This is a genomic window from Sphingobacterium tenebrionis, from assembly GCF_037126265.1.
In the GTDB taxonomy this organism is placed as follows: Bacteria; Bacteroidota; Bacteroidia; order Sphingobacteriales; family Sphingobacteriaceae; genus Sphingobacterium; species Sphingobacterium tenebrionis.
Genome location: NZ_JAYLLN010000045.1, coordinates 1 through 13716, shown reverse-complemented (window position 1 = coordinate 13716; position 13716 = coordinate 1). Strand labels below are relative to the sequence as shown.

Sequence of the window (13716 nt, the reverse complement as noted above, 5' to 3'; positions counted from 1 at the left end):
GATTATTGGAAACCGCCAAGTTACTCGAAGCTATCATTGAAAATGCCATCGATGGGATTATTACCATTGATAACCATGGAAATGTGGAAAGCATCAACCCTGCCGCATTAGAACTCTTCGGATATGATGCCGAAGAGGTGATCGGGAATAATATTTCTATGTTGATGCCTGAGCCAGACCGTTCCAATCATGACCGTTATATTTCAAACTATGAAGAAACAGGTCACAAACGGATTATAGGTATCGGTAGGGAAGTGCGGGGACTGAAAAAAGATGGTACAACCTTCCCTTTCCGTTTGGCAGTTAGCGAAGTGTTCTATAAGGATCGGAAGATCTTTACCGGATTCGTGCATGACCTGACCAAAGAGAAGAAAGCCGAGATCGAACTAAAGAAACATACCCAAGAATTGGAATGGAATGTGCGGGAAAGAACAAAAGACCTGATCAAATTGGTTTCCGAGCTGGAAAAGGCGAAAGCCGATGTTAGTGTTTCCCTTGAAAAGGAAAAGGAATTGAACCAATTGAAATCAAGATTTGTTTCTATGGCATCCCATGAATTCCGGACTCCATTGAGCTCTGTGCAATTGTCGGCCTCCTTGATTGATCGCTATGTTGAAAAATCGGAATATGCTCCCATTGAAAAGCATACCAATCGGATCAAGAATTCTGTTCAATTGTTGAATACGATCCTCAATGATTTTCTGAACTTAGAAAAACTGGAAGCGGGAGTCGTCGTGGTCAATAAAAGCGATGTGAACATGGTACAGTTGGGTGAAGAGATCGCAGAAGAAATGCAGATGATCTGTAAAAAGAACCAACATATCATCTACCAACATACGGGCGAAGAGGCGAACTTCTTTATCGATCCTAATCTGTTGAAAAACAGCATCATCAACTTGATTTCCAATGCCATAAAATATTCCGGAGAAGATACCTTCATTGAGTTTAATACGGAGATCGGCAAGGATTCGCTTGTGGTAACCGTAAAGGACAATGGTATTGGTATCCCATTGGAAGATCAGGTAAACCTGTTCGAACCTTTCTTCCGGGCAAATAATACAGGCAATATCCCTGGTACCGGTTTGGGGCTGAACATCGTGAAACGCTATGTTGAACTCATGGGCGGTAAAATGGAATATTGGTCCGCCGTGAATGAAGGCGCAATTTTTAAAATGAATTTCATCCAATAAGAATGGAAAAAAGAAGAATCTTAATTATTGAAGATAATAGTGATATCAGGGAAAGTACAGCAGAAATCCTGGAATTGACCGGAGAGTATTCGGTCATGGTGGCTCCTGAAGGAAAAACAGGCGTAGACCTGGCGATCAAACATCGCCCTGATATGATTCTTTGCGATATCATGATGCCTGAACTGGATGGTTATGGGGTATTGTATATGTTGAGCAAACACGAAAATACCCAAGATATCCCTTTTATTTTTCTGACGGCCAAGTCGGAAAAGGCCGATGTGAGAAAAGCCATGGAAATGGGGGCAGATGATTACCTGACCAAACCATTCGATGACCTGGAATTGCTGAATGCTATTGAAAGTAGGTTCAAAAAACGTTCGCAGATCCAAGCCAAGGCCGTACCATCGGCAGATAGTTTCCGATTGGATGAACAGGAACAAGCCTACCTGCTTCAGGACCTGGCAAGCCATGGCCGAATGAAGACCATTAAAAAGAAACAGACCATCTATGAAGCTGGTGACACCCCGCTTTATGTGTATTATATCAAAAAGGGAAAGGTTCGCAGTTTTCTAAATTATAAGGATGGTAGGGAATTATCCACCAATATCTACATTGAGGATCAATTTTTCGGCCTGGAATCGGTGTTGCTGAACACCAAATATGGCGACAATACCTCCATCCTGGAAGATGCGGAAATCGCCCTTATCCATAAGGACAATTTCTTTGAACTGCTCTATAAAAAACCAGCGATTGCCTCTAAATTGATTAAGGTATTATCCCAGAATATTTTAGAAAAAGAGGAGCAGATGCTCGGCTTTGCCTATGATTCTGTTCGTAAGCGTGTGGCCAATGCCTTGGTCAATGTTGCGGAAAAATCAGGATCGGCAAATGATGAAGTCACCATCAAAATTTCCCGGGACGACCTTGCTGCTTTAGCGGGTACTGCCAATGAAACCATTAGCCGCATGTTGGCTGATTTTAAAGATGAAAAACTTTTAACCAAAGAAGGAAATGCGATCCGCATATTCTCCGTCGTACGATTAAAGAATATCAAACAATAAGCTGGCTCCTTAAACCGTGATATATATCACTTTCTGGGCTGATGCAGTTCACTGAATATAGTGAATGTATACAGTACCTTTGAATGGTTTATATATCTAACTTAAGGATGAGAGTGATTGCATATAACATTTTAGGTCCCGAAAAGGAATACTTGGCCATAGCGAATGCGAAGGTCCATGATCTGACTTTGGTGACCAATGAATTGAATTTCAGTACAATGCATTATGCTTTGGGAAAGGAAGCTGTTATCATATCTGAACGTGATATATTAGATCGGGTCATGTTGGCGGAATTGAGCAGGATAGGTGTGAAAAGTATTGTCACACGATCTTCCACCACCGAACATATCGATCTGGATTTCGCAGGTGAGTTGAAAATGCATGTAGCCAACGTCCCTTTTGAAACATCCTTAGAAGATATTGCCAAAAGAACCATCCAAAACCTTACCCAATGGATGGTCGGCGGTTGTGCAGGAGATGCCTGCCAATGCAAGATGGACTGCGCAAACAAGATGAAATTCGGTTAATATGGAAATAGATAGATTCAATGCCCTCATTCATAAATACAATGTGGCAGCACCTCGATATACCAGCTACCCAACTGTTCCTTTTTGGGAAAATGACCACTTCAACGAACAAGACTGGAGATTAAGGGTCTCCGAAAATTTTAAGGATTCCAAAGAACAGGGGATCAGTATCTATGTACATTTACCTTTTTGCGAAAGCCTGTGTACCTATTGTGGATGCAACACGCGAATTACCAAAAACCATCAGGTAGAAGATCCTTATATCACCTCCCTCTTGAAGGAATGGAAAATGTATAAGGAGATTCTGGGCAATGAATCTTTGAAAATTGCGGAAATCCATCTTGGTGGTGGCACACCAACTTTTTTCCAGGCCGAAAACCTGCACCGGCTGATTGATGGATTGATGGAGGGAAATCAACGTGCGGAAGGCGCTTCTTTTTCTTTTGAAGCCCATCCTGCGAATACGACTTACGAACATTTAAAAACATTATACGACTTAGGTTTCAAACGCCTCAGTTTAGGGATCCAGGATTTTGACGAAAAAGTCCAGTTCATCATCAATAGGCATCAGACCGTAGAGGATGTTGCACGGGTGATGAAGGACGCCAGAGCCATTGGTTATGACTCTATCAATTTTGACCTGATCTATGGTCTTCCGCTGCAAACTGCAGAATCGGTGAGAATGACCATCGAACATTCCTTGATCCTTAACCCGGATCGGATCTCTTTCTATAGCTATGCCCATGTGCCTTGGATCAAACCTGGCCAACGAAGATTTACTGAACATGATTTGCCAGTTGGCGAAGAAAAGTTAAATTTATATAAACTTGGAAAACAGATGATACAGGAAGCTGGTTTTGAAGATGTGGGTATGGACCACTTTGCAAAACCGGCCGATGAACTGTATAAAGCATCCAAAAATGGAACCTTGCACCGTAATTTCATGGGCTATGCCGATAGGTATACGCCTTTGTTGATCGGTTTAGGGGTTTCTTCGATCTCGGATGCTTGGACCGCTTTTGCGCAGAATGTGAAAACGGTAGAGGAATACCATAAACTGATTGCCGAAAATAAATTACCGGTTTTTAAAGGTCATTTGTTGAATGAAGAAGATGTTCTGGTAAGACAATATATTTTGGATATGATGTGTAGGGGAAAAGTATCCCTAAAACCTCATGAAGAGATAAATATCGGTATCTTAGATAGACTTCAACCTTTACAGTTGGATGGACTTGCCGAAATCAAGGGCCTGGAAGTTCAGATCACTGAAGTAGGAAAGTCCTTCTTGAGAAATGTGTGTATGGCTTTTGATGTGCGTTTGCAACGTACGAAGGAAAGAGAGAATCTATTCAGCCAAGCGATATAAGCGATTTCAAAAACGAATCTTTAAAACAATTTATCAGGAGATTGGAATGGCGATCAACAGTAAATTAAAATTGAATACCAGCTGTTACCACTGTGGTGATCAGGTGGAAGAAACAGCCTATGTGCTGGATGATCATGATTTCTGCTGTTTGGGCTGTCAAACAGTCTACCAGATCCTCAATGAAAACAACCTAGCAAGTTATTATAAATACAATACCCATCCCGGTAAATCCCAAAAGAACCAAAAAGAGGATCTTTCCTACTTGGACGAACCCAATATTGTTGCCAAATTGGTGGATTACCAAGATGAGGAAATGGCCATTATCACCTTTTACGTACCTGCCATCCATTGCAGTTCCTGTATCTGGTTATTGGAAAACCTGTATAAACTGAATCCTGGCGTGAAGACATCCCAAGTAGATTTCATGAAAAAACAGGCCAGTATTACGTTCCATAAAAAGGAAATTTCCCTACGGGAATTGGTGGGGCTGCTCCATAATATTGGTTACGACCCGAAGATCACCCTTCAGGATGTGGTTAAGGAAGGGAAGAAATTCAATCAGAACAAGCTCATCGCCAAAATCGTCGTAGCGGGGTTCTGTTTCGGAAATTCCATGATGATCTCCTTTCCGGAATATTTCGGAATGGCGGCCTTCGAAAAACAATACGCCAATTTCTTTGGCTATATGAACCTGGCCTTTGGCCTTCCGGTATTATTATATAGTGCGTCGGATTATTTTAAATCTGCCTGGATCAGTTTAAAACAAAAGCGCTTAAACCTGGATGTTCCTTTGGCATTAGGAATATTTGTGCTCTTCTTCCGTTCGGCATACGAAATTATTTCCCAAACAGGAGCTGGATTTATGGATACCCTATGTAGTTTGGTGTTCTTTATCCTGATCGGTAAATGGGTGCAGCAGCGTACCTATTACCACATCTCCTTTGAAAGGGATTACCGTTCTTATTTTCCGGTAGCCGTGACCGTGATCAAGGAGCATACTGAAAAACCTACGCAGATCGGAGATCTGCAGGTGGGCGACCGGATCTTGGTAAGGAACAATGAAATCATTCCGGCAGATGCGATTTTATTGAATGGGCATGCATCCGTGGATTTCAGTTTTGTAACCGGAGAAAGTAAACCTGTTGAAAAGGTATTGGGCGAAGTCGTCTATGCGGGTGGGCGGCAGATGGGAGAAGCCATCGAGCTGGAAGTGGTGAAAGCGGTTTCCCAAAGTTACCTGACCAAACTGTGGAACAACGACAGTTTTAAACAGTACGAAAAGAAATTCGATACCTTCATTGGCTATATCAGTAAATATTTTACCATCGGTCTTTTGGCAGTGGCCTTTGTTTCCTGTGCATATTGGTTACTTGGTGGAAATGCGGATAAAGCTTGGGCAGCCTTTACGGCCGTTTTGATTATTGCCTGCCCTTGTGCCTTGGCATTAAGTTCGCCATTTACCCTTTCCGCAGCATTGAGCATCTTTGATAAGAATAAACTGTATATCAAGAATACAGCTGCTATCGAGCAGATGGCTGCCATCGATGCCATGGTCTTTGATAAAACAGGAACCATATCCTCACCAAATGCCTCCAGTATGTATTTTGAAGGATCTTTATCCAGTTTGGATAAGAACCTGATCTATTCCCTCTGTCGAAATTCCAACCACCCTTTGAGCCGAGAGATCATCAAATGGTTAGGGGAGGGGCAATTGTTGCCGATTTATGATTATGAAGAGGTGGCAGGTAGAGGGCAATCTGCAAAATACCAAGATTATAGCATCCGATTGGGAAGTGCCAGTTATGTGGGATCCCAAAAGGTAGATTTGGAAGGATCGGTTGTATATGTACGGATCAACGATGCAATCAAGGGTTTCTTTACCTTGGAACAATCCTGGCGACCAGGATTGGCAGACGTCATCAATCAATTCAAAGGAGAATCCTATAGTCTTCACCTGATCTCAGGTGACAATGAGCGACGGGCAGACGCATTGAAAATGATCTTCCCACAAGGTTCTAAATTGTTGTTCAATCAGACACCGGGGGAAAAATTGGAACGGATCCATGATTGGCAAAACCAAGATCATAAAGTGTGTATGTTGGGCGATGGCTTGAACGATGCCGGTGCTTTGCGAAAAGCGGATATCGGAATAGCCGTATCGGATGATATCAATAACTTTTCTCCTGGCTGTGATGCGATTTTGGATGGGGAATCTTTTGATAAATTGCCCAAATTCTTTGCTTTTAGCAAAGATGCGGTGAAAGTGATCAAGATGAGTTTCATCATTTCCCTGATGTATAATAGCATAGGTCTGAGTTTTGCGGTGCAAGGGACCATGTCGCCATTATTTGCGGCTATTTTGATGCCGATCAGTACAGTTACGATCATTTCATTCACCAGTTTGATGACCCGGTGGTATGCAAAACGAAGAAATTTAATTTAAATTTGTAGGTATGAACATCATATTTATGTTAATCGGTTGTAGTGTGCTTATTGCGCTGTTCTTTCTTGGCGCCTTCTTTTGGGCGAGCAAGAATGGACAACATGAGGATACCTATACACCATCGGTTCGAATCCTCTTTGATGATGAACCGCAGGAAGAGGGGAAAGAACCCGCTAAAAAATAGGCTGAGACCCCAAAAATCACAGTTTTTTTACAGAGTTCATGCTTTTATTGATATTCGGCATGGTATCTTTGTAACATGTTTCGATTGTTCCATTTCTTGGCACTTTTTGGTTATCTGAACTTGCTCTGTTTTGAGGTGAACAGCAGCTGCTTCTTAAATTCTGGAGAGGTAAAAACCAATGAAACATTCGTAGAAGTTTTGTTGGAAGAAGTGCTCAACATGAAGCACGCGGATTCCGACGAAGCAGTCCCCAATATTATTTTTGATGATTACCGCGCAATGTCCCTATCCTTAGGTTTATTGCCCGCTATTCTTATATTTTCCTGGTTATTGGTTCGTGTCAAAGAACTGATCAAAACCCAAGACCATCCCTTTTACCTTTCGAAAACATTATGCCTTCCCGGCTATTATAGTTTTCTGTATCGGTACAGACCTTTCTAATTTCTTTCGCTAGGTTCTATTTTTTAATTGAACCCTGGCCATTGCATGTCTGCAATGGCTGAATTCCATGTGTATCTATTTTTTTATTACCCGAATTATATTTTATAATGAAGAATCGTTTCTTGATGCTTCCATTGGTTGGAAGTGCAATTTTCTTTGCTGCTTGTACAGCAAATAGTAATGAACAGCAAACTACTACAACGTCCAAAGTAGTGCCTGTTACTCATCTTATCCAAAAAGACACCGTTATCTTTAAGGAATACATTGCCGATATCCAATCGCAACGGAATGTGGAACTACGGTCTAGACTGACTGGGTTTTTGAATAAGATCTATGTAGATGAAGGGGCTTATGTAAGAAAAGGTCAGGTACTGTTCTCATTGACCGATGAAGAGTACAAAGCGGATCATGCCCAAGCACAGGCCGCTGTCAATTCAGCGATGGCAGAAGTGAAAAAAGTGGAACTGGAAATGGAAAGGACCCAAAAATTGGTCGATAAGAATATTGTTAGTAGATCCGAATATGAGTTATTACGAGTGCAGTTAAAAGCGGCCCATGCCAAGGTGAAAGAAGCCGAGGCAATTCTACATCAAGCAAAAACAAAATTAGCACATACCCAAATCAGGGCCCCATTTGATGGTCGGATCGATCGTATCCTACTCCGAGAAGGGTCCCTATTGGAAGAAGGCTCTTTGTTGACCAGCATTTCAGACCAACAACTGGTCAATGTCTATTTTGATATTTCGGAAACTGAATATTTGGAAATCGCATCCGACCCAAGTTTTAACCGAAATCATTTCAAGAAAGAGGTACAGTTGATCCTTGCCAATGGAACGTTGTATCCACATAAGGGCACGGCTGAAATTGTGGAGAGCGAGTTTGAATCCAGTACCGGGTCTATTTCCCTACGTGCAAAATTCCCTAATCCGGACGGATTATTGAAACATGGGGCAACGGGCAGAATTGGGGTACCAACCCAAACCGGCAACCTTTTATTGGTACATCAGAAATCGGTGTTGGAAATTCAGGATAAGGCCTATGTATATACCCTAAAAGGCGACACGGTACAAATGACGCCATTTAAGAACGGGCGCCGTGTAGGACATTACTACGTGGTGGAAGATGGGCTGGCAGAAAATACCAAAGTGGTTTATGAAGGCGTACAATCCTTAAGGGATGGTATGCGGGTACAGCCTAAACTGATGAACAACTAAAGGGGGGATTGGATAGATGTTTGAAAAATTTATAAAGAGACCGGTGTTATCATTGGTCATCTCCATATTCATAACCTTATTAGGCCTTTTGGCCCTTTTTACCTTGCCTATTACGCAGTTCCCGGATATTGTTCCGCCGTCAGTAGTGGTGACAGCGAGCTATACCGGGGCAAATGCTGAGGTAAGTACCAATGCCGTCGCCATTCCATTAGAAAGGGCAATCAATGGGGTGGCCGGCATGACGTACATGAACTCCGTATCGACCAATAATGGAAATACGTTGATTCAGGTTTTCTTCAAGGTAGGTACTGATCCGGACATCGCCGCCGTGAATGTGCAGAACCGGGTGACCACCGTGCTGGACGAACTTCCGGAGGAAGTGATAAAAGCAGGGGTGACCACCGAAAAAGAAGTGAACAGTATGCTGATGTACCTCAATCTATATAGTGAGGATGAAACAGCCGATGAACGGTTCATCTATAACTTTACCGATATCAATATCCTGAAGGAACTGAAGCGTATTGAAGGGGTTGGGTTTGCACAGATCATGGGAATGAAAGATTATGCCATGCGCATCTGGGTGAAACCTGATCGATTATCATCCTATTCGATCTCTACCGAAGAATTGGTCGCGGCATTACGCCGTCAGAATATCGAGGCCGCACCAGGTCAAACAGGGATCAGTTCCGATAAAACGGTGAACATGCAACAATATGTGCTTCGCTATCCTGGAAAATTCACTGAAATCAGTGAATACGAGAACATACCGATCCGTGCCAACGTGGATGGATCTATCATTCGGGTAAAGGATATCGCTGAGGTGGAGTTCGGTTCATTGGATTATGAAATGGTTTCCAAAACTGACGGTCGACCTTCTGCATCGATCATGATCAAACAATTACCTGGATCCAATGCGCAGGAAGTGATCCAGCGCGTGAAAGATAGAATGGCCGAATTGCAGGCCGCTACTTTTCCGCCAGGTATGAAATATACTATGGGATATGATGTTTCTCGGTTCTTGAATGCATCCATCTCTTCGGTATTGATTACCTTGATCGAAGCCTTTATATTGGTTTTCCTAGTGGTATTTATTTTCCTTCAGGATTTTAGGGCTACCATCATTCCTATTTTGGCAGTGCCTGTATGTCTGATCGGTTCTTTATTTTTTATGCAGATGATGGGTTTCTCCATCAACTTATTGACTCTTTTTGCGCTGGTGCTCGCCATCGGAATTGTGGTCGATAATGGTATTGTCGTCGTCGAGGCCGTCTATGCTAAAATGGAGGAGGAGCACCTCTCTCCAATGGAAGCGACTTTGGCGGCTATGGATGAAGTGGGTTCTGCAGTAATTGCCATAACCTTAGTCATGTCGGCCGTGTTTGTTCCGGTGGCATTTCTTTCTGGGCCGGTGGGGATTTTCTATAGGCAATTCTCGCTTACCTTAGCAGCAGCTATCGTCATCTCCGGAATCAATGCCCTGACCTTAACGCCAGCACTATGTGCCATCATCCTGCGATCTCCACACGATAAGAAGCCGGGGAATGGTCCATTGGATAGGTTTTTCCGTGGATTCAATAAGGTTTATAATCGGATCAGTGGTGGCTATAAGAATGTGCTCGGCCGAATTGCCGGCCGTAGGATCATCACCTTGGCCGCTCTGGCCGGTATGTTCGTGATCACCTGGGGATCTGCATCCATTTTACCCTCGGGATTTATCCCAACAGAAGATCAGGGGATGATCTATGTAGCGGTAACAACCCCTCCTGGAGCAACCGTTGATCGAACAGAAGCGGTGCTGAACGAAGTGGATGCTATATCCCGAGAATTGGACGTGGTAGAAACCGTTTCCATCCTTGCAGGATATAGTATCGTAACAGAGGTTTCGGGTGCATCCTATGGTATGGGGATGATCAACCTTAAGGCTTGGGATGAAAGGGAACAATCCGTAGACGATGTGATGAAGGTACTACGTGAAAAAACAGCCCATATTGCCGATGCAGAGATTGAATTCTTTCCACCTCCTACGGTTCCAGGCTTCGGAAATTCATCGGGTTTTGAGTTGAGGCTATTGGATCGTAGTGGTAATGAGGATCTGGCGAAGACCAATGAAGTGGTCAAGGATTTTATCAATGATCTTCAGGCCAATGAGGTGATCGAAAGCGCAAGTACTACTTTTGATGTGAATTTTCCGCAGTACATGCTGGAGATTGACTATGATTTAGCGGCTAAAAAGGGTATTTCCGTAGAGAATTCCATGAATACCTTACAAACTTTATTGGGAAGTTTATATGCGACGAACTTTATCCGCTACGGACAGATGTATAAGGTCATGGTACAATCTGATGCTTTTTCAAGACAAAGACCTGAAGATGTACTGAATCTATATGTAAAAACCGCCGATGGCGAGATGGTTCCCTATTCTTCTTTCATGACAATGAAACGGGTGTATGGCCCAGAACAGATCACCCGATATAACATGTTCACATCTGCGATGATCACGGGTCAGGCTGCTCCTGGCTTTAGTTCCGGTCAGGCTATCGATGCGGTGGAAGAAATTTCAAAGGTCCTTCCCCAAGGTTATGAGATTGAATGGTCGGGCATGACCCGGGAACAGAAGATATCCGGTAATCAAGCGGGATATATCTTTTTACTTTGTTTGGTCTTTGTATATCTCTTATTGGCAGCACAGTACGAAAGTTTTCTACTTCCGCTACCGGTTATTCTTTGTCTGCCTGCTGGTGTATTTGGCGCTTTTATCTTCCTCAAGATCTTTGGGTTGGAAAATAACATCTATGCGCAGGTAGCATTGGTCATGCTGATCGGTTTGTTGGGAAAGAATGCGATTTTGATCGTGGAATATGCAAACCTGAAAAGAAAACAGGGGATGGATGTACTTACAGCTTCTATTGAAGGTGCGGTTGCGCGATTGCGACCAATTTTGATGACATCCTTTGCCTTTGCAGCGGGCTTGATTCCGTTGATGTTGGCTTCGGGAGCTGGTGCGATCGGAAACCGGACCATCGGAACCGCTTCAGTTGGTGGTATGGTAATCGGTACAATTCTAGGTGTGATCGTCATACCTGGTCTGATCGTGCTGTTTTCCAAAAGAAATAAAAAGAAAAAAATGAAATCTTTGAATAAGGGTGCAGCGGTGCTATCCGTTTTGGTCATTACGTTGTTGGGTTCATGTGCTATACCAAAACAGACTGCCCAACAAAATCTTCCAACAGCGATCGGCGAACCGGCAAATGCCTTTCTGCAAGACAGTTTATCGGTTGGAAGTTTAGCTTGGAAGGACGTTTTTACTAATCAGGAATTAGCGTCCTTGATCGATTCTGCCTTGATAAATAACCTGGATGTTCGTCAGACCATTCACCGTATTGAGGTGGCACAAGCGAATTTCAGGTTCCGAAAATCCGCTCTTTATCCTACTTTGGAAGGTGCCGTAGAAGCGGGGCTGCGAAAATATGGACATTACACCGAATCCGGGATCGGAAATTATGATTCCAATTTTTCGGAAAACCTAAAAGAAGATGAAAAATTACCGGAACCATTTATCCCGGATTATTTTGTAGGGGTCCGTTCTTCTTGGGAGATCGATCTTTGGGGAAAATTGCGGAACAGGAGGGAAGCTGCCTTTTCCCAATTGCTGTCGGAAACCGAAACTCGTCGATTGTTGGAAACAGAATTGATCGCCAGTATTTCCTCGGCCTATTATGAACTGTTGAGCTTGGATGAGAAAGTGGCCGTTTATGAGGAAAACATCAAATTGCACGAGCGGGCTCTCGAAATTATTGAAGCGCAGAAGGAAGCTGGTCGTGCGGATGAGTTGGCTGTTCAGCAGTTCAGATCCATCTTGGCCGAATCAAAAGCCAATCGGGAATTGGCAGAACAGGAGATCCTGGCTTATGAACATCAGATCAACGCCTTGCTGGGTAGGGTATATCAACCCATCTCCCGAAAAACAAAAGCATTGGCGGAGGAATTGTTATTTGCCGATCTACAGGTCGGTAATTTGGAAGATGTGCTGAATAACCGTTTGGATATCCGAAGAGCAGGTCTGGACATGAAAGCAGAATACCATGAACTGGAAGCCGCTCGCTTATCCTTTTTACCAGCGGTTGCTATCAGTCCTTACCTAGGACTGCAATCTTTTAGCCTGGATAAACTTTTTAGCCTGGATAAATCCGTCACTTACGGTTTGTTTGGAGGCATAACGATGCCGATTTTTAAACAAAGGGAATTGAAATCACAGTATGAGATCATGAAAGCCAAGTATGGGATCAGTTTTTTGGAATATGAAAAGTTGGTGCTGAACGCGGTCAATGAGGTTTCTCTGGCCATGAATACCCAGGATGCGATTGTAAAGCGGGAGGTGTATGTTCGGGATCAGGTTCTTGCTCTGGAGTCAGCCATTGCAGCTGCGGAAGAACTTTTTATTGCTGGAAGAGTAAATTACCTGGATATCATTACTGCTCAAAAGAGCATGATCGCGGCTCAGGTTGCAGAGGTGGATGTCAATAAGGAGAAACTATTAAACCAAATTGTGCTTTACAAAGCCCTTGGTGGTGGATGGAGGTAGGGGATTGCTTCGTCATTGCGAGGAGGTACGAGGAAGCAATCTTTGGACATGCGGCTCCCCATGTCATCCTGAGCATCGCCGAAGGATCTGTACGTGTACCACATGTAGATGCTTCGACTCCGCTCAGCATGACATGGCGGGAAGATTGCTTCGTTCCTCGCAATGACGCTGAGGCTACCAATGACGCAGAGCCCCCCATATATCCTTCGATGCAAAACCATGGTGAAAGTAATGCTAAAGTATGCTTTTCCTATGGTCAGCATCCATTTTCGTGCTTTTTCCCTGCTTCCATCCTGCTTCAGATACGCACCAGGTGGGTTCCGGAGCAAAATATGTTCCCCTATCAGCAGACCAACATAGATAAATGGGATAAAATCCCATCGGTACAAACCTATCCTGCACCCCCGGATACAAATTTATCCACCATTGCCACAGCGCTTTACAGGGAAACCGTAAAAAATGTTCACCGGGGGTCTTGGAAATATGGATGGGAAGTCCCTATCTTTGCACCACTCCGCAAGGGAGGGACGGCCGGATGGCCATTGAAATAAGGGTAGATGCAAGTTGCTATTTGGGGGATTCCCCGGGCCAACGATGCACGGAAAAAAAGCTCCAAAAAATTATTTTAAAATAAATTTTGCGGAACCGAAAAAACCTTCTACCTTTGCAGTCCCAACCACGGGGAACGGCAGCCGGCGCGACGCTGGC

10 protein-coding genes are annotated in these 13716 nt (G+C 43.6%); all 10 read left to right on the top strand.

Features of this window, described 5'->3' with window-relative positions; all coding sequences use genetic code 11:
* Positions 1-5: 5 nt before the first annotated feature.
* A complete protein-coding gene (locus tag VJ786_RS14680) occupies positions 6-1190 on the top strand; it encodes a PAS domain-containing sensor histidine kinase (protein WP_099366587.1) in 1185 nt (394 codons plus the stop codon).
* 2 nt (positions 1191-1192) lie between these two features.
* Positions 1193-2251: a response regulator gene (locus tag VJ786_RS14675; RefSeq protein ID WP_099366588.1), complete on the top strand. Its 1059-nt coding sequence runs from the start codon at positions 1193-1195 to the stop codon at positions 2249-2251.
* Between the two features lie 107 nt (positions 2252-2358).
* The gene (locus VJ786_RS14670; RefSeq protein ID WP_099366589.1) at positions 2359-2778 is read left to right on the top strand and encodes a Rossmann-fold NAD(P)-binding domain-containing protein; all 420 of its coding nucleotides are present in this window, start codon (positions 2359-2361) and stop codon (positions 2776-2778) included.
* Between the two features lies 1 nt (position 2779).
* Complete coding sequence (hemN, locus tag VJ786_RS14665) at positions 2780-4144, top strand: oxygen-independent coproporphyrinogen III oxidase (protein ID WP_336557972.1); 1365 nt, start codon at positions 2780-2782, stop codon at positions 4142-4144.
* Between the two features lie 46 nt (positions 4145-4190).
* Positions 4191-6587 carry a heavy metal translocating P-type ATPase gene (locus tag VJ786_RS14660; protein ID WP_336557971.1) on the top strand — a complete coding sequence of 799 codons (2397 nt, stop codon included), beginning with the start codon at positions 4191-4193 and terminating at the stop codon, positions 6585-6587.
* Between the two features lie 10 nt (positions 6588-6597).
* On the top strand, positions 6598-6771 hold the full coding sequence (gene ccoS / locus VJ786_RS14655; RefSeq protein ID WP_099366592.1) for a cbb3-type cytochrome oxidase assembly protein CcoS: 174 nt from the start codon (positions 6598-6600) through the stop codon (positions 6769-6771).
* A 75-nt stretch (positions 6772-6846) separates the two neighbouring features.
* Positions 6847-7212, top strand: a complete 366-nt coding sequence (locus VJ786_RS14650; RefSeq protein WP_099366593.1) for a hypothetical protein — start codon at positions 6847-6849, stop codon at positions 7210-7212.
* A 107-nt stretch (positions 7213-7319) separates the two neighbouring features.
* Entirely contained in the window at positions 7320-8426 is a 1107-nt protein-coding gene (locus VJ786_RS14645; protein WP_099366594.1) for an efflux RND transporter periplasmic adaptor subunit, read from the top strand.
* Positions 8427-8442: 16 nt separating this feature from the next.
* On the top strand, positions 8443-13008 hold the full coding sequence (locus VJ786_RS14640) for an efflux RND transporter permease subunit (protein WP_336557970.1): 4566 nt from the start codon (positions 8443-8445) through the stop codon (positions 13006-13008).
* Positions 13009-13217: 209 nt separating this feature from the next.
* Positions 13218-13559 (top strand): hypothetical protein, encoded by a 342-nt coding sequence (locus tag VJ786_RS14635; protein WP_144038137.1) that lies wholly within the window; start codon positions 13218-13220, stop codon positions 13557-13559.
* The last annotated feature ends 157 nt before the right edge of the window (positions 13560-13716 follow it).

Bases quoted from the DNA above. Each gene is read 5' to 3' on its own strand.
- VJ786_RS14635 (WP_144038137.1), top strand. From the start codon at position 13,218: ATGCAAAACCATGGTGAAAGTAATGCTAAAGTATGCTTTTCCTATGGT.
- VJ786_RS14645 (WP_099366594.1), top strand. From the start codon at position 7,320: ATGAAGAATCGTTTCTTGATGCTTCCATTGGTTGGAAGTGCAATTTTC.
- VJ786_RS14640 (WP_336557970.1), top strand. From the start codon at position 8,443: ATGTTTGAAAAATTTATAAAGAGACCGGTGTTATCATTGGTCATCTCC.
- VJ786_RS14670 (WP_099366589.1), top strand. From the start codon at position 2,359: ATGAGAGTGATTGCATATAACATTTTAGGTCCCGAAAAGGAATACTTG.
- VJ786_RS14660 (WP_336557971.1), top strand. From the start codon at position 4,191: ATGGCGATCAACAGTAAATTAAAATTGAATACCAGCTGTTACCACTGT.
- VJ786_RS14650 (WP_099366593.1), top strand. From the start codon at position 6,847: ATGTTTCGATTGTTCCATTTCTTGGCACTTTTTGGTTATCTGAACTTG.
- hemN (WP_336557972.1), top strand. From the start codon at position 2,780: ATGGAAATAGATAGATTCAATGCCCTCATTCATAAATACAATGTGGCA.
- VJ786_RS14675 (WP_099366588.1), top strand. From the start codon at position 1,193: ATGGAAAAAAGAAGAATCTTAATTATTGAAGATAATAGTGATATCAGG.
- ccoS (WP_099366592.1), top strand. From the start codon at position 6,598: ATGAACATCATATTTATGTTAATCGGTTGTAGTGTGCTTATTGCGCTG.